General features: G+C 53.3%; 15 protein-coding genes and 1 tRNA gene. 5 read left to right on the forward strand and 11 right to left on the reverse strand.

The window, feature by feature from the left end:
* Positions 1–48: 48 nt before the first annotated feature.
* Entirely contained in the window at positions 49–1,401 is a 1,353-nt protein-coding gene (locus J2I48_RS16195) for an ATP-dependent DNA helicase (protein WP_207336518.1), read from the reverse strand.
* 85 nt (positions 1,402–1,486) lie between these two features.
* Between J2I48_RS16195 and J2I48_RS16200 the strand changes: the two genes are divergently transcribed.
* Positions 1,487–2,479 carry a helix-turn-helix transcriptional regulator gene (locus J2I48_RS16200; protein WP_207336519.1) on the forward strand — a complete coding sequence of 331 codons (993 nt, stop codon included), beginning with the start codon at positions 1,487–1,489 and terminating at the stop codon, positions 2,477–2,479.
* 203 nt (positions 2,480–2,682) lie between these two features.
* On the opposite strand, the gene J2I48_RS16205 is transcribed toward J2I48_RS16200, so the two are convergent.
* From J2I48_RS16205 to J2I48_RS16220, 4 genes are all read right to left on the reverse strand, one after another.
* Positions 2,683–2,756: transfer RNA gene (locus tag J2I48_RS16205), tRNA-Asn, on the reverse strand.
* A 258-nt stretch (positions 2,757–3,014) separates the two neighbouring features.
* Complete coding sequence (locus J2I48_RS16210) at positions 3,015–3,320, reverse strand: PH domain-containing protein (protein WP_207336520.1); 306 nt, start codon at positions 3,318–3,320, stop codon at positions 3,015–3,017.
* A gap of 103 nt (positions 3,321–3,423) precedes the next feature.
* Positions 3,424–4,044, reverse strand: a complete 621-nt coding sequence (gene rsmG, locus J2I48_RS16215) for a 16S rRNA (guanine(527)-N(7))-methyltransferase RsmG (RefSeq protein ID WP_207336521.1) — start codon at positions 4,042–4,044, stop codon at positions 3,424–3,426.
* A gap of 13 nt (positions 4,045–4,057) precedes the next feature.
* Entirely contained in the window at positions 4,058–5,224 is a 1,167-nt protein-coding gene (locus tag J2I48_RS16220; protein ID WP_310587282.1) for a glycosyltransferase, read from the reverse strand.
* Between the two features lie 92 nt (positions 5,225–5,316).
* Here J2I48_RS16220 and tgt point away from each other — a divergent pair, with 92 nt between their 5' ends.
* Positions 5,317–6,447 (forward strand): tRNA guanosine(34) transglycosylase Tgt, encoded by a 1,131-nt coding sequence (tgt, locus tag J2I48_RS16225; RefSeq protein ID WP_207336523.1) that lies wholly within the window; start codon positions 5,317–5,319, stop codon positions 6,445–6,447.
* A 62-nt stretch (positions 6,448–6,509) separates the two neighbouring features.
* On the opposite strand, the gene J2I48_RS16230 is transcribed toward tgt, so the two are convergent.
* The 5 genes from J2I48_RS16230 to J2I48_RS16250 form a co-directional block, all read right to left on the reverse strand.
* Positions 6,510–7,154: an acetoacetate decarboxylase family protein gene (locus tag J2I48_RS16230; RefSeq protein ID WP_207336524.1), complete on the reverse strand. Its 645-nt coding sequence runs from the start codon at positions 7,152–7,154 to the stop codon at positions 6,510–6,512.
* A gap of 11 nt (positions 7,155–7,165) precedes the next feature.
* On the reverse strand, positions 7,166–7,885 hold the full coding sequence (locus J2I48_RS16235) for a hypothetical protein (RefSeq protein ID WP_207336525.1): 720 nt from the start codon (positions 7,883–7,885) through the stop codon (positions 7,166–7,168).
* A 16-nt stretch (positions 7,886–7,901) separates the two neighbouring features.
* The gene (locus tag J2I48_RS16240) at positions 7,902–8,642 is read right to left on the reverse strand and encodes a toxin-antitoxin system YwqK family antitoxin (RefSeq protein WP_207336526.1); all 741 of its coding nucleotides are present in this window, start codon (positions 8,640–8,642) and stop codon (positions 7,902–7,904) included.
* A gap of 71 nt (positions 8,643–8,713) precedes the next feature.
* A complete protein-coding gene (locus J2I48_RS16245) occupies positions 8,714–9,883 on the reverse strand; it encodes a glycoside hydrolase family 172 protein (protein ID WP_207336527.1) in 1,170 nt (389 codons plus the stop codon).
* 118 nt (positions 9,884–10,001) lie between these two features.
* Positions 10,002–10,577 (reverse strand): hypothetical protein, encoded by a 576-nt coding sequence (locus tag J2I48_RS16250; RefSeq protein ID WP_229376372.1) that lies wholly within the window; start codon positions 10,575–10,577, stop codon positions 10,002–10,004.
* Positions 10,578–10,729: 152 nt separating this feature from the next.
* Between J2I48_RS16250 and J2I48_RS16255 the strand changes: the two genes are divergently transcribed.
* The 3 genes from J2I48_RS16255 (at position 10,730) to J2I48_RS16265 (ending at position 13,459) form a co-directional block, all read left to right on the forward strand.
* Entirely contained in the window at positions 10,730–12,415 is a 1,686-nt protein-coding gene (locus J2I48_RS16255) for an AMP-binding protein (RefSeq protein WP_207336528.1), read from the forward strand.
* 241 nt (positions 12,416–12,656) lie between these two features.
* Positions 12,657–12,842, forward strand: coding sequence for a CsbD family protein (locus J2I48_RS16260; protein WP_207336529.1), 186 nt, complete (start codon positions 12,657–12,659; stop codon positions 12,840–12,842).
* Between the two features lie 245 nt (positions 12,843–13,087).
* Entirely contained in the window at positions 13,088–13,459 is a 372-nt protein-coding gene (locus J2I48_RS16265) for an HPF/RaiA family ribosome-associated protein (protein WP_207336530.1), read from the forward strand.
* Between the two features lie 94 nt (positions 13,460–13,553).
* On the opposite strand, the gene metK is transcribed toward J2I48_RS16265, so the two are convergent.
* Positions 13,554–14,831, reverse strand: coding sequence for a methionine adenosyltransferase (metK, locus tag J2I48_RS16270; RefSeq protein WP_207336531.1), 1,278 nt, complete (start codon positions 14,829–14,831; stop codon positions 13,554–13,556).
* Positions 14,832–15,133: the final 302 nt, after the last annotated feature.

Consider the following 15,133-nt stretch of genomic DNA (forward strand, 5'->3'; position numbering starts at 1 on the left):
GTTTAATTACTTCCATTAACTGTTCCTAAGGCCTGAGTTACGGCATCGTTATACCGAGCAAATTAACCGCTCTCGTGCTCGTGTTACGCCAGTGTAGAGGTAGTTGAGGTTCGTCTTGCCTTCGCGTGCCCAAGTATTTAGTAACACTGTGTCGAACTCGCTCCCCTGGGCTTTATAGCTCGTAATACCGTAACCGTAGCGCAGGCGCATCGCTCCTAGGTACGGGTTCAGGTAGTTCTGCCTGTACTTGCTTTCCCGAAATGCCTTGTCGGTACGCATCACTTCAGAATAGAGCACGTTCTCCTGCTCTCGCATCAGTTCGGGCTTTTCAGCCTGCGTGAACTCCAAACAAACCTTGCCTGCTACGCGCTGTAGTTGGCCCCGTTCGTCAGTCAGCTCAACCATGACCTGCTGAAAATGCAGTCCCCCGAAGCGTTCGACTCCACTGACCAGTTCAACCACCGTGCCGAAATCGCCGTTGAAAGCGGTGTAGTCAGTGCCAACAAAGTTCTGGTGAAACACTATTACATCACCAACCGCTAATGTGTCGGTCCGGCCTAGCTGCTGTCGAACGTCTGTGTTGAACCGGGTTAATGACTTGTGATAGTGCGCAATGTACACGACTGAATCTAACCGGCGGGGGTTGAACGCCCGCAGGTATCCGTCAACGGCTCCTTTCGGACCCCAGAAATGTTCGCTTTCGATCTGCCAGCTACGGCCAAACCGCATAGCATCGCGCAGCGAGGTGGCGGAACGCAGAATGCTGGAGCCCTCAGCTTGGCGTTTGACATCGGTCAATTCTACTACTCGCCCGCTTAGGCCGAACACCCCACGCAGGTAACTTTCAGACAAGGCTGGTGGGGTTTGGCCTGCCTCGTATCCAACTGGTGGCAACTGATAAACGTCACCGATAAATAGGACTTTGCTGCGCTTGTTGCCGTTTTTGACATAGTGCAGAAAGTTATACAATAAGCCACGGCTCGCAATAAATTTGTCATCGTCCGTGACGCGGTCAGATATCATTGACGATTCGTCTACGATGTAGAGCGTTGGCAGGGTATCGTCGTTCACTTTCAGGGAGGTCTTCACTCGTCCATCTTCCAGTGGTTCAATTAGGTAGATCCGGCTGTGAAGGGTGCGGGCTTCGCGTTCTGTTTTTCGGCCAATGATCCGGGCCGCCCTCGTGGTGGGTGCCGACAGAAAGCAAGGAATCTGCTGCTCGGTCAGGTGATCAACAACTGCCTTAGCGATTGATGTCTTTCCCGTTCCCGCCGAACCACGCAGCATGAAGAAATCCTCATCGGACTCCATAAACTCTTCGATCTCGAACAAGAACTGGGCTTGCTCGGTAGTGGGAGCGAATGGGAGAAGATCAAAAATCGTAGCAGTAGTTGTCGTCATAGCTTGTTTGCCGTTGGTTTCTGCTACAAGACTAGGACCCTCAACTACATATTTATTTACTTTGAGAAAAAGTAGGTGATGATTTATGAAAAAACTGGGAGCTGTTAGCGATTTACGTCTGAAACGCATCTTCAAGATTCACAAAGTGCTGCGAAAAAGCCATCGGGGATGGTCAGCTAAGGAACTCTGTGAAATATGTCGTGAGGTAGATCCAGGTCTGAACCCCGCTTTAGATGAGCGAACGATCATGAATGATCTCCGTTTTCTTCGGGATGAGTTAAAGGCTCCGTTACCCGAACGGGCGAACAAACATCACGGCTACTATTATTCAGAAACCTATTCGATACTTGAGGGATTAGACAATTCTTATCTAGGTGGCCTTAATGAAGCTCTGGCACTGCTCCGTCAACTGTCCAAGTCCAATGAATTCATCGGGCTGGAAGATTTACTGCTTCGTCTGGAACAACGGGTGGCCGTCACATCGGCCGAGCAGAATCCAGTCATTGAGTTTGATGAAGCAGAACTGTTAGGTCGTCAGCACCTTATCGGGTTGTACAATGCAATTCAGAAACAAGCATTTTTACGGATCACGTACCAGACGTTTCAAGGTGAGGAGGTGATGAATCGCCATATCTTACCGCTCCTATTGAAGGAGTATAATAATCGCTGGGTACTAGTGGCTTGGGAGAATGGTCGGGATACTCCACAAAACCTGCCACTTGACCGGATTATAGCCCAGCGGGAAACGGCAGAAACGTTTGTTCACTCAAAGGTCTTTGATAGCCAGACCTATTTTAAAAATTTGTTAGGAACGACTAAGACAGACAACGAGCCACAGGAAGTGGTCTTACACTTTAGAGCGGAACGAGCGAAATACGTCGAGACTAAGAAAATTCACCCAACACAGGGAATTACTTGGTTAGCCAACAGCAGGTTAGAAGTCCGGCTGTTTGTAGAATTGAATCGAGAACTAGAAGCTCGTATCCTGGAATTTGGTAAAGATGTAGTCGTAATAGAACCTGTAGCATTGCGGGAACGCATTAAGGATAATCTATACGAGGCGTTGACAATGTATTGAGCTATTGAGATGGGATAGTAGCTATGAAAATATTCAGTAAATAACATGTCTCGGACCCTATCCCGTATCGTAAAGCTAACCTTGTATTCTGAATGCAAGAAAGTTATGCTTGTTTAAACCATGTTTAAACCAGAAACCAGACGCAATTTAAAACAGTAACAAAAAAGCCTGATAACTTGTTAGTTATCAGGCTTTTATACTAGCTCCCGAAGCTGGGCTCGAACCAGCGACCCTCTGATTAACAGTCAGATGCTCTAACCGGCTGAGCTATTCGGGAAGGTGCCGGACGACTTCGTTGTTCTGAAATCGTGGTGCAAAAGTAGGGCCTGCGGGCGTTCTGCGCAAGCGTTCAGGCGAAAAAAATGGTCATTTTGATGCGCAGTCATTGGTCATCAGGTCATTGGTGGCTCGGAATGTGGTGACTGCTAATGACTAACGACGACGCAATACGAGGAGCAAGGCCCAAAAATTTTCTGTTGCCTGACCTGGACAGTCTGGGAATGAAACGCCGCTAAGCTGATGGTCCGTCTGACCGTTAGCGCCCGAAAGCGTCAGGGCGGTTGTTGGGTACGTTCTGAAGAATGATCTCCTTCACGCGGCGGGCGTCGCCCTTGGTGAAATTATTGATCACGATTTCGGGACGGGCGCGGGGGATGATCCGGATCGTGGCGAAAAACAGACCGTTGTCGATCTCTACGCCCGATATGTCGGAGTAAAAGACGAAGTTGTCAGTGCCGCCAATGAGCTTCTTAGCCCGGAAGGTGACGCCCTTGTCGTTGAACTCGATCACGTCCTGCCGGATCGGATCTTTAAAACTGCTGCTGGTGAATTTCTCGTTCATGGGAGGGAGAGTTCAATGTCTAATGTCTGAAGTCCAAGGTTGCCTCGCACTCGCAGGAGCCGGGCGCGAAGCAACTTTGGACTTTAGACATTAAACCTTAAACCTATTTTTTAACGTACACTACTTTTTTGGTTTCAAAGAATTCGCCCTCGAAATAGTCTGAGAGGTTGTAGAGGCGGTGTTTTTCGGGGATCTCGGCGAGTTCCTCGGTGACGTCGCCGCCTTTGAGGTATAAAACACCGTTGTGGAGGTCGTTGTTACCGCGTTTGGTGATCTTGTAGCGCACCCAGCCCATAAACGGCTGCAACCGCGTCACGGCCCGGCTCACCACAAAGTCGTAGGTACCCTTGATCTGCTCTACCCGCGCCTGCTCGGCCCGCACATTTTGCAGCCCCAGCGCGGTGGTCACTTCCTGCACCACCTTGATCTTCTTGCCAATGCTATCGACCAGGTGAAACTTCACCATCGGAAACAGTATGGCCAGCGGAATGCCCGGAAAACCGCCACCCGTGCCCACGTCCAGAATCTCGGTGCCGGGGGTAAACTGAATCACTTTGGCAATACCCAACGAATGCAGTACGTGCTTTTCATAGAGCGCGTCGATGTCCTGCCGCGAGATCACGTTGATCTTGGCATTCCAGTCACGGTAAAGCCCGTCCAGCGCCGCAAACTGCGCCCGCTGCGCGTCGGTGAGGTCGGGGAAGTAGGTGAGGAGTTCGTTCATTTTACATTTCTTCCTACCATCCCCCCTGCTTCCTACGCCATGTCAGCGCTACGCGGAGAGTGGAGAAGCAGTAATAGATGGCTAATATGAGGTCGGTGAGGGGGATGGCGAAGGGGGCGATCTGCTTGCCTAACTTGTTGCTGATGCGGCCAACGATGCCCCAAAATAAGCCAAAACGGAGCACAAACAGGCCTGTAGCCCCAAGCAACAATGGGTTTAGCAGCGCCGTTTTTTGTCCCGACATGGCCAGCCAAAGCACATACAGGCCCACGCCAAGGCCCAGCACCCAGGTCAGCACGTGCGAGGCGGTGATGATGCCCAGCCGGACTTTGTCGCCGGTTTTGTAGCGCTTGCCCACGGCCAGGTGGCGCTGTTTCTGCCGTTGCCAGTCGGCCCAGGTTTCTTTCGGGGCCGAGGTCGTGAAGGTGTCGGCATGCAGGGCCACGGCTACGTTGTGGGGAGTGGCCGCTTCGTTGACGAATAGGTCGTCGTCGCCGCCCCAGACGCGCATGTGGCTATAGAACCCTTTGTGGCGGAAAAACACCTCGCGGCGGTAGAGCAGGTTACGTCCCACGCCCATGTAGGGCCGTTTGGCCAGGGCCAGCGACAGGTATTGCACGGCGGTAAAGAGCGTTTCGGACCGGATCAGGAAATTCAGAAAACCCGGTTTCCGCTCGTAGGGCGACACCCCCAGCACAATCTCGGTGCCGGGCTGTTGCAGCGGCTCTACCATGCCCGTCAGCCAGGCGTCGGAGGCGGGGCGGCAGTCGGCGTCGGTGAGCAGTACGGTGGGGTACATCGCCTTTTTGAGGGCAATGGTCAGGGCGTATTTTTTGGGCGTCACGTGGTCGGCCTCCACGTCGATACGAATATAGCGAAGGTTGGGCAGCAGGTGCACCATCTCCTCCAGCAGCACGTCGGAGAGGTCGGTCGAGCGGTCGTCCATCACCAGCACTTCGTAGAGGGGGTAGTTTTGGGCCGTCAGTAGGGGGAGCAGTTCCAGCAGGTTGTCGTGTTCGTTATGGGCACACACCACCACCGTAACGCCCATGACCGGGGCCACCGTGGCACCTTTGGGAGCCGAAACAGGGCGAAACGCCAACCGCGAAAACAGAAAGAGAAGGCAAAAAAGCTGAACCACCAGCACCAACAGCCAGCTTGCCAAGAGAAAGAGAATCACCAGAACGGTAGCAGTTTTATCGAATATGTAAGCCGATGTATCTGCCCGCAAAGATAGACACAAACGGCGGCATCGTACCTTTGAGGGGAGATATGACATTCACCATTGAACAAAACGACCCGCAGTCGCAGGCCCGGACGGGGGTGCTGACTACGGATCACGGCGACATTCGGACGCCCATATTTATGCCCGTCGGCACGGCGGGAACGGTGAAAGCGGTGCATCAGCGCGAGCTGGAAACCGACATCAACGCCGACATTATTCTTGGCAACACCTATCACCTCTACCTCCGCCCCGGCCTCGACGTGATGCGGCAGGCGGGTGGACTACATGGCTTCAACGGCTGGAAACGGCCCATCCTGACCGATTCGGGGGGGTATCAGGTCTATTCACTGTCGAACACGCGCAAGATCAAGGAGGAGGGCGTGACGTTTAAATCGCACATCGACGGGTCAAAGCACACGTTTTCGCCAGAGGGGGTGATGGATATTCAGCGCACCATCGGGGCCGACATCATCATGGCTTTCGACGAGTGTACCCCCTACCCCTGCGACTACGCCTATGCCCGCGCGTCGATGGAAATGACCCACCGTTGGCTCGACCGGTGCATCACGCGCTTCGACCAGACCGAAGGCCACTATGGCTACACCCAATACCTGTTTCCCATTGTGCAGGGCAGCACCTACCCCGACCTGCGGCGGCAGTCGGCAGAGGTGATTGCGAGTAAGGAGCGGACGGGCAACGCTATTGGTGGCCTGGCCGTGGGCGAACCCGCCGAGGACATGTACAAGACCATCGACATTGTCAACGAGATTCTGCCGAAAGGCAAACCGCGCTACCTCATGGGCGTGGGCACTCCCGCTAACATCCTGGAAGCCATTGCGTTGGGCGTAGATATGTTCGACTGCGTGATGCCCACCCGCAACGCCCGCCACGGTCTGCTGTTTACCACACAGGGCATCATGAACATGCGCAACGAGAAGTGGAGCCGCGATTTCAGCCCCATCGACGCGGAGCTTGGCGGCTACGCCAGCACGTTCTACAGCAAGGCCTATTTGCGCCACCTCTTCAAAGCCGAAGAACTCCTGGCCGGCCAAATTGCCTCCCTTCACAACCTCACGTTCTACCTCTGGCTCGTACGCCAGGCCCGCCAGCACATCGCCGCTGGTGATTTCGTGTCGTGGAAAAATGAGATGGTCGTGCGGTTAATGCAGCGGATGTAGTGAAAGAGTGAATGGTGAAAGAGTGTAGTCCGGCACGCCGACTGGCGCATGGGTTTGTTCTCTCACTCCTTCACTCTTTCACCATTCGGGAACACCATCGTGAAATCGCGCACGGCGATGGTGGCGAGGCGGGTGCCTTGGGCGATGTCGGGGAAGAAAGCAGGGTCGATCTGGAGATCGTAGAGGGAGGCAAACTGACCTTTGCCGGTGGCGGTGGGGGCCGTGAGCAGCGTTTCGTTGCGGCGTTGTTGCGTGACCTGAAAACCAGGTAGCAGTTTGGTACTCACCGGAAACGATAGCCCACCCGTTTTGACCCGAACCGAAAAAAAAGGGGTGCCCCCCTGGCTTACCATGTAGGTTGTGGAGCCGTCGGGTTCGTGTATGATATCGAAATCAGCCTGCTCTTTCGGGATACCCCAGTTTTCGATGCCGTTATCCACGCTGACCTGGGTAGAGACGTATATTTTCGAGATCGAAAATGTGGTTCTGCCCCTAATAGAAAACAGCCCCGGAATAAACAGCAACTCCCGATACGGCCCCACGTTCGACGTTTTATAGTCGACCAGCATGACCGTGCCCACCCAGCCCCGGTAGCCCCTCTGCTGAAAATCGGCCAGAAAACCGTGTTCGCGCACAAAGGCTTCGGGGAAGTGGGCTATCAGCACCAGACCATCGCCGTGCAGGGTCCAGGGGGGCGGGGCGGTCATAGGAAAATGGGTTAATGAGGTCGGCCAACCATCTCTGTGGTTATCACCTCTGTTCTCCGCTCAACGGGGATGGCGGTCACTACTATTTCGCTGAACAGGTACGTGGCGGCAACGGGTTTATCCTGATAAATTACTGGCAGCCAATCTATTCCTTTAATGGCCATGTTCATGGCATCTCTTGCTGATTTTTTAAATTCAGTATCTGGATTTGACGCCAAAATGCGGTAGAAAGTACCCATTAGTGATACCGAGGCTATAACTTTAAATGACAGTTCGCGTAAACCCTGCCGCTGTAGATGGGCGGGGAAGCGCACCTCACGAGCCATAATAGCATAAATCTGCTCAGAACTGGCCAGATATACCGGCGACGCGTCGAGGTAAACCTGAGCCACTGTATCGCCCTGTTGAATTTGTGCTAATGAGGCTACCGTCTGCGTCCGCTTATTGTCAATCACGTTGCGGGCCGTGTAGTCATAGACCAGTTCAGGAGTGCCCTGGCTATAAAACGTCCAGATGCCCACCCGCCGATTAGCCTCGTAGCGGCCTTCTTCCAGCAACTTTTTAGTGTCGATGAACATCTTTTTGTACGATCCTGTCCGCATGGTGTCATTGTCGGCCAGCACCTCAAATTGCTCCAGCAGGTATTTAGAGCGCTTTTTCACCGTCTTCAGCGTCTGAGCGTCAGACAATATTGGCAGTAAAAGCAGTAGTAGAAAAAGTAAGCGGTTCATAGTTGAGTAGTTTGGGTTATTGAGTGTCTAGGGGGTCTTTCGACCAGGGAGGTCCAGGAGGAGGGTCGTTATCATATATTTTCATGGAAGGTGCCATAAGTGTGAATTTTTCAAATTGATACATAGCTGTAACTGGCCTCTGCTGATAAGCTGCCGATACCCATTTGACACCACTGAAGGCCAGCCTCATGGCTTTGTTACAACTAGCGGTGAACTCGGCAGAGGGGTGAGATACGGTAACTCGATAGAAAGGCCCTGCTTCAGAAACAGTAGCTGTAATCTTAAAACTCAATTCTCTAAGTCCCGCTTTATACAGGCGGGCCGGGAAATGGATTTCCCGCAACAAAATACACCATATCTGCTCTGAGCTAGCCAGATACACGGGTGCATTGTCTATATATACCTGAGCCAGCGTATCGGCCTGTGGAATCTGAGCCAAGGTAGCAACATGCTGAAACCGGGTGGTGGAGATGACCTTTTTTGTCGAATAATTGTATTGCAGTTCCGGCACGTTGTTGGCCCCATAGAATGTCCAAACGCCCACGCGCTGGTTTTCTTCATAGTGGCCTTCTTCCAGCACCTGTCTGTTTGTCAAAAATAGCTTCTTATACCTTCCTTCTCGTATTGTGTCATTGTCGGCTAGCACCTCAAATTGCTCCAGCAGGTATTTAGAGCGCTTTTTCACCAGCTTCAGTTGTTGCGCCTCCAGTAATGAAGGGAGCAGGAACAAGCCCACAAAAAGCAATCGATATAACATGGTAACGAACAGTTGCGTTGACCCAAATGTATCAACCTTGCTAGATAAACAACTTAGTCGGCCTTGATTTTTCAGCGGGGTACTTCCAGTTCGTCTTTGGTAGGCAGTTTGGGGAAACGGGCGTGGGGTTCGCGCTGATACCAGTAGGCCACCGTAGCAATGTCAGACTGCTGCGGGTAGTACCGCCCGCCGCTACGCCAGCCCAGGTCCTGGATAGTAATTTTCAGATCCTTGTCAAACCGAACGGGGTCCATAATGTGCCAGCGGTACATGCCGAATGCCTGCTGCGATTTATACGTCCCATCGGGTTTAATGACCTGATGCAGCCCGGCATAGGGTGTTGAAAAGGGCGTGTACTGCCCACCCCGGTCAAAGTTGTACGAGCCGCAGAAATAGTCTTCCGTACCCGTGCCCGCAATGGTGGGGAAAGTGGTGTCGCCGTCGAGGAAGAATTTAATCTCACCCTCACCCCACCAGCCGTTGTTGTTTACCCCGATGGCCATGTAGGTGCCCACATACTGCCCTTTACCCTGAACGCCATCCAGAATGGTATGCAGCGATCCTTTGGTGGGATTCGACCGGCGAAATTGCGCGTGGAAATAGGCCTCGTATTCCCCTACCGGCGTCAGCGTGTAGTTGATCTGGTAGTAGAGCCTCATCTGCTCGTCGCGGTTGAGGTTTTCCAGCGTGACTTTGCAGTGCTTACGAAACGGCATTTTCCAGTAGCAGTTAAACGCGCTGCCAGGGTTCACCGTCACGGGCAACGAGTTCAGGTGGGCATATTCGCCCCAGCCCATGCCGAAGAAATCACCCACGGGCACTTCAATAGATGGCTCTTTTTCATCATCCCAATAAAAGCGCAGAATCGAGTAACGCCAGTTGCCGGTGGGAGTCATCCAGATTTGTTGAATAGCCCCCGGTCCATCCATCTCGGCAATGGTGAGGGTCTCGCCCTTATCCACAATGATGAAGGGGTTTATTTTCCAGCCCCGCCCCAGGTCACGGGCTTCGTTGGCAGCATTGGCCACGTTGCGCTGCCCCTTCTGCAACACCGGGTCGGCCATACCACCCTGGCCTTTGCCACCCGTAAAGTTCTCCGGACTGATAGACCGGGTTTTGGCATCTGACACCCGCGAAAGATTGCCGAGGTTCATGTCCAGCCCGTCGAACCCTGCCGGGCGTTGGGCCTGGGCGGTGAAAACAAAAAGGAGGCTCACAAAGCACAGAAAAGCATGTTTCATCGTCTTCCGGTAGCGTTTAGTCTGGCTATGGAAGCTGAAAAAGCAGGGGATTTACTAAAACACGCAACTGCCAACCAGTGCTGTCAGGCTGGGAAACCCGACAGCACCGGTGACCTGCTTATTTCTCAGCCGCTTTTCGGGCTTTCTTCGCTTTGTCGGTGTTGGCAACAGTTTGCTTACCAGCTTTTGAACCAGCCACTTTCTTGACGTTCGTCTCTTTTTTCTCCTTGTCCGACAGCTTGTCCCAGGCCTCTTTGGGCAGGTAGCGTGTGGTGCCCCCCTTGCGGTCGGCGGGCTTTCCGTCGGCTGTTTTCCAGTCTTCGTCGGTCCATTTAGAAAGGTGCTCCTGTGACTCGGTTTTCTTGTCTTCTTTGTAGCCCCCGCCCGCTTTCTCGTACTCATGGGTGAGCAGTTGCGCCTTGCGGGCACTCCATTGACCTGCTTTGCCGCCCTTTTCGCCTTCCTTGATCTCGTTCTTCAATTTCTCGCGCAGCTCAGGATCGGTGTAGTTATCGTCTTTTTTTGCCGACGTTTTTTTAGCGGCAGGCTCCTTTTCCGCCGTTTTCCTGGCAGCAGGTTTCTTCTCCGCCGTTTTCTTCGTGTCGCTCTTCTGCTTCTTGGCCGTGGTTGATTTGGCACCTGTCGTGCGCTTGTCGGGGGTGCCGTCTGCTTTCTTTTCGGTTGCTGTTGCCATGGTAATTTGTGTTCGTTGAGTAAACCGTTATCGGCAGACCGCGCCGGCTAACGTCACAGCTAAACCCTGTAAGTACATTTTTGTTCGCCTTCATGGGTCTATGGTTATTTCCGTATTAAATTGTACTCCAAAGCCTAATGAGCCACCAAATCATGACCCCGACTACATCGACTACTGCTCAGCACGCACCTGCTACGCTGACCGATTTCTTTCTGAAATGGGAAGCCGAGCAGCCCCGGAAAACGTACCTGCGCCAACCCATCGGCGACGACTTCATCGACTACACCTGGGCCGAAGTGGGGCAGCAAGCCCGCCGCATGGCCACCTACCTGCAATCGCTGGGTCTACCCCACGGCAGCAACATCGGTCTGGTGTCGAAAAACTGTGCGCACTGGCTCATTGCCGATCTGGCTATTTTCTTCAGCGGCCACGTGTCGGTACCATTCTATGCCACGCTCAACGCCAGCCAGATTCGGCAAGTACTGGACCACAGCGGCTGTCAGGCCCTTTTTGTGGGCAAGCTCGACGACTGGACGGGCATGAAACCGGGCGTGCCCGAAGGCACCACGATGATCGGCTTTCCCGACTACGCCGACCTCCACGATGTCGGCCTGGTACCTTGGGACCAGATCATGGCCACCAATGAGCCACTTCAGCAGGTGTACCTCCCTAAGCCCGACGACCTCTACACCATCATCTACACCTCGGGTACCACTGGCAACCCCAAAGGCGTAATGATCGACTACCGAGCTGTTGCTGAGGCGGTTAGTCACACGTCGGTGATTATGAAGCACAACACGCCCAACGCCCGCTTCTTTTCCTACCTACCGCTCTGCCACGTGGCCGAACGCAACGTAGTGCAGGCTACCAGCCTGGCCACGGGTGGCACCGTCTACTTCGCCGAATCGCTGGACACGTTTGCCAAAAACCTGGCCGTAGCCCGGCCCACCCACTTCCTGGCCGTACCCCGCATCTGGACTAAGTTTCAGTTGGGTATTCTGGCCAAAATGCCCCAGAAAAAGCTCGACCTGTTTCTGAAGATTCCGATTCTGTCGGGCATTGTGAAAAAGAAAATCCGCGAGGGGCTGGGCCTGAACGACGCCGTGCTGATTCTGACGGGGGCAGCCCCCATGCCTAAATCGCTGATTCTGTGGTTTCGACGGCTGGGCATTATCATCCAGGAAGCCTATGGCATGACCGAAAACCTGGGGGCCGTGAGCATGATGCCCACCACCGACATCCGTGATGGGTCGGTGGGCAAACTGTATCCCGGCATGGCCGTGAAACTGGACCCACAAACGGGCGAGATCCTGACTAAATCGAGTTGGCTCATGCGCGGCTATTACAAAGAGCAGGTCCTTACCGACAGCGTGTTGCAGGATGGATGGCTCGCCACCGGCGACGTAGGGACGCTGGACAATGATGGCTACCTGACCATTACGGGCCGGGTGAAAGAGATGTACAAGACCGCCAAGGGCGAATACATTGCCCCCGCCCAGATCGAGTTCGGCTTCGCCGACAATATGTTTATTGAGCAGATATGCGTGGCCGGGCAGCACCTGCCCCAGCCGCTGGCCCTGGTGGTGTTGTCGGAGATGGGCCGTCAGGCCGAGCGCATTGCCGTGGAACGGAGCCTGGAGGACACCATCAATGCCCTGAACCCCAAACTGCATAACTACGAACGGGTACGCAAAGTGGTGGTGGTACGCGACCCCTGGACGGTAGATAACAACCTGATGACACCTACCATGAAGATAAAACGCAACATTATCGAAGCCCGCTACGATGCCCGGCTGCAACCCTGGTATGAGAATGATGAAGTAATTATTTGGGAGTAGGGGTGGAAAAGAGCTAAGAGGTGAGAGCTAAGAGGTGAGAGCCAAGAGCCAAGAGCCAAGAGCCAAGAGCCAAGAGCCAAGAGTGGCTGACGCATGAGTACGCTTGCGTCAGCCACTCTTGGCTCTTGGCTCTTGGCTCTCACCTCTTAGCTCCTTCTCAAACAATTTTTTCCCGGCATCGTTCTATTGTCATGGCTCACGAAGAGTCTGCATCAATCACTCAAAAAGATAGCTCAACGTCATGAACGAGACAACCGCCAGTGGTCTATGGGACCAGATGAAAGGAAAAATCAAGCAGGCATACGGCGACCTAACCGACGACGACCTGGCCCACGAAGAAGGCAAAGAAGATGAAATGTGGGGTCGGGTGCAGGAGAAAACGGGCAAGACCAAAGACGAAATTCACAAAGCCATTGCCGATTTATAACAAGAAGCTCCCCATTGTGGGGGGCTTTTTTTTTGCGCTAATTATACTTTAAGAAGAAGTTGCGTTTTATAGACGTTCCACGCAGTAACGTATATGGGTGTCAGTGAGGCGCAATGTGATGTTTATGTTAACAAGGGCGTGAAACACGTTTGCACATTTCGCCGGAAGGCTTGACTCGTATAGGCAGAATCACAAACTTAGATAGTCCATTGGTATATGTTTCACTTTATAACCGCTTGGACCATATGAGAGTACAGATGCACGCCGTGCGCTTCACGGCCGATCAATCGCTACTGGATTTCATCCAGAAGAAACTCAATAAACTAGACACCTTCCACGACCGCATCGTTAGTGCGGAGGTGTTTCTACGACTCGACGGAGCCGAAACCGCCAAAGTGAAAGACAAAATTGTCGAGGTGCGGCTCAATATCCCCGGAAAAGAACTCTTCGTTACCGAGCGTAACAAATCATTTGAAGGTGCCATTGAGCACCTGATGGACGTCATGAAAGACAAGCTCGTCCGTTGCAAAGAAAAACGCACCGACTTCTCCAGCCCCGCCATCATGCAGGCCCAGGAACAACAGGAGCAGGAAGCCGTTGAGCAGGATGAGTATTAACAAACGGTAAGTGGTAAACGGTGAGGGGTGAGTTTGCTGACGCAAAAAGACGCGTCAGCAAACTCACCCCTCACCGTTTACCACTTACCGTTTGTTAAAGTCCAAACGCCGCTTTGATCTGATCTACGAAATCGAGTTTTTCCCAGGTAAACAGTTCTACCTCGACAGTTTTGGTATGGCCGTTGCCGCCGAAGGTTTTTGTTACTACCTCGTTTTTACGACCCATGTGGCCATAAGCAGCTGTCTCTGAATAGATTGGATTGCGTAGTTTCAGGCGTTGCTCAATGGCGTAGGGACGCATATCGAAAATGCGGCCGATGGCTTCGGCAATGGCACCGTCGTGCAGGTCCGTTTTGGCCGTACCGTAGGTGTTGACGTATAGGCCACAGGGTTTGGCCACGCCAATGGCGTAGGATACCTGCACCAGCACCTGATCGCAGAGGCCCGCCGCCACCATGTTTTTGGCAATGTGCCGGGTAGCATACGCCGCCGACCGGTCTACTTTCGAGGGGTCTTTGCCCGAAAAGGCACCACCACCGTGGGCACCCTTGCCGCCGTAGGTATCCACAATGATTTTGCGGCCCGTGAGGCCCGTGTCGCCGTGGGGGCCGCCAATGACAAACTTGCCCGTGGGGTTGATGTAGTACGTGATGTCGTCATTGAAAAGGCCCTGGAGTTCGGGTTTCAGCTTGGCCTTCACGCGGGGGATCACCAGGTTAATGATGTCTTCACGGATCTTAGCCAGCATCACCTCGTCGGCGTCAAAATCATCATGCTGGGTCGATACCACAATGGTGTCGATGCGAATGGGCCGGTCGTCGTCTGAATACTCAATCGTCACCTGCGACTTGGCGTCGGGGCGGAGGTAGCCAATGAGGCCGGGTTCGGTATTGCGAATGAGCGACATCTCGCGCAGGATGGCGTGGGCCAGATCCAGCGGCAGGGGCATAAAATTGTCGGTCTCGTTGGTGGCGTAGCCAAACATCATACCCTGATCACCGGCACCCTGCGCGTTGGCCTTCGACTCGAAGTCGTCGGCAGCGGCGGCGCGGTCAACGCCCATGTTGATATCCGCCGACTGATCGTGCAACGCCGAGAAGATGCCGCACGAATTGGCTTCGAACATGTACTCGCTCTTGGTGTAGCCAATCTTGCGGATCACCTCACGCGTGATCTTCTGCACGTCCAGGTACGTCTCGGTCTTTATTTCGCCCGCCAGCACCACCTGCCCGGTGGTAACCAGTGTTTCGCAGGCAACTTTACTCGACGGATCAAAGGCTAAGAAGTTATCGATGAGGGCGTCGGAGATCTGATCGGCGACTTTGTCGGGGTGTCCTTCAGAAACTGACTCGGACGTAAATAGATAAGGCATTGCGACTCCGTTAGGACTTGGTTGAAGTCGCAAAACTAATCAAAAAGAAACTGTCCTCAGCCGCCCGCGCGGATCCAACGCATCAGGGGGCGCAGATAACGCATTCAGCACTTAGCACCGTGGCTCGTTGGTTAGGCAAAACAAGCCATTTTCATTAGTTACGTTCCCCATTCTTTAAGTAGTATTCACCAACGTTTACTGGAATACTTACCACTAAGAAAATAGTCTGATAAACTGATTGTTATGGCGCTTTATTTGACTATAGTTATTGAAAAATGACCAGATTATCCATTCACTATTAC

The organism is Fibrella aquatilis (genome assembly GCF_017353255.1).
GTDB classification, from domain to species: domain Bacteria; phylum Bacteroidota; class Bacteroidia; order Cytophagales; family Spirosomataceae; genus Fibrella; species Fibrella aquatilis.

Coding starts and splice junctions, on each gene's coding strand:
- J2I48_RS16255 (WP_207336528.1), top strand. CDS start 10,730: ATGACCCCGACTACATCGACTACTGCTCAGCACGCACCTGCTACGCTG.
- J2I48_RS16250 (WP_229376372.1), bottom strand. CDS start 10,577: ATGGCAACAGCAACCGAAAAGAAAGCAGACGGCACCCCCGACAAGCGC.
- J2I48_RS16245 (WP_207336527.1), bottom strand. CDS start 9,883: ATGAAACATGCTTTTCTGTGCTTTGTGAGCCTCCTTTTTGTTTTCACC.
- J2I48_RS16240 (WP_207336526.1), bottom strand. CDS start 8,642: ATGTTATATCGATTGCTTTTTGTGGGCTTGTTCCTGCTCCCTTCATTA.
- metK (WP_207336531.1), bottom strand. CDS start 14,831: ATGCCTTATCTATTTACGTCCGAGTCAGTTTCTGAAGGACACCCCGAC.
- J2I48_RS16265 (WP_207336530.1), top strand. CDS start 13,088: ATGAGAGTACAGATGCACGCCGTGCGCTTCACGGCCGATCAATCGCTA.
- rsmG (WP_207336521.1), bottom strand. CDS start 4,044: ATGAACGAACTCCTCACCTACTTCCCCGACCTCACCGACGCGCAGCGG.
- J2I48_RS16200 (WP_207336519.1), top strand. CDS start 1,487: ATGAAAAAACTGGGAGCTGTTAGCGATTTACGTCTGAAACGCATCTTC.
- J2I48_RS16210 (WP_207336520.1), bottom strand. CDS start 3,320: ATGAACGAGAAATTCACCAGCAGCAGTTTTAAAGATCCGATCCGGCAG.
- tgt (WP_207336523.1), top strand. CDS start 5,317: ATGACATTCACCATTGAACAAAACGACCCGCAGTCGCAGGCCCGGACG.
- J2I48_RS16235 (WP_207336525.1), bottom strand. CDS start 7,885: ATGAACCGCTTACTTTTTCTACTACTGCTTTTACTGCCAATATTGTCT.
- J2I48_RS16230 (WP_207336524.1), bottom strand. CDS start 7,154: ATGACCGCCCCGCCCCCCTGGACCCTGCACGGCGATGGTCTGGTGCTG.
- J2I48_RS16195 (WP_207336518.1), bottom strand. CDS start 1,401: ATGACGACAACTACTGCTACGATTTTTGATCTTCTCCCATTCGCTCCC.
- J2I48_RS16260 (WP_207336529.1), top strand. CDS start 12,657: ATGAACGAGACAACCGCCAGTGGTCTATGGGACCAGATGAAAGGAAAA.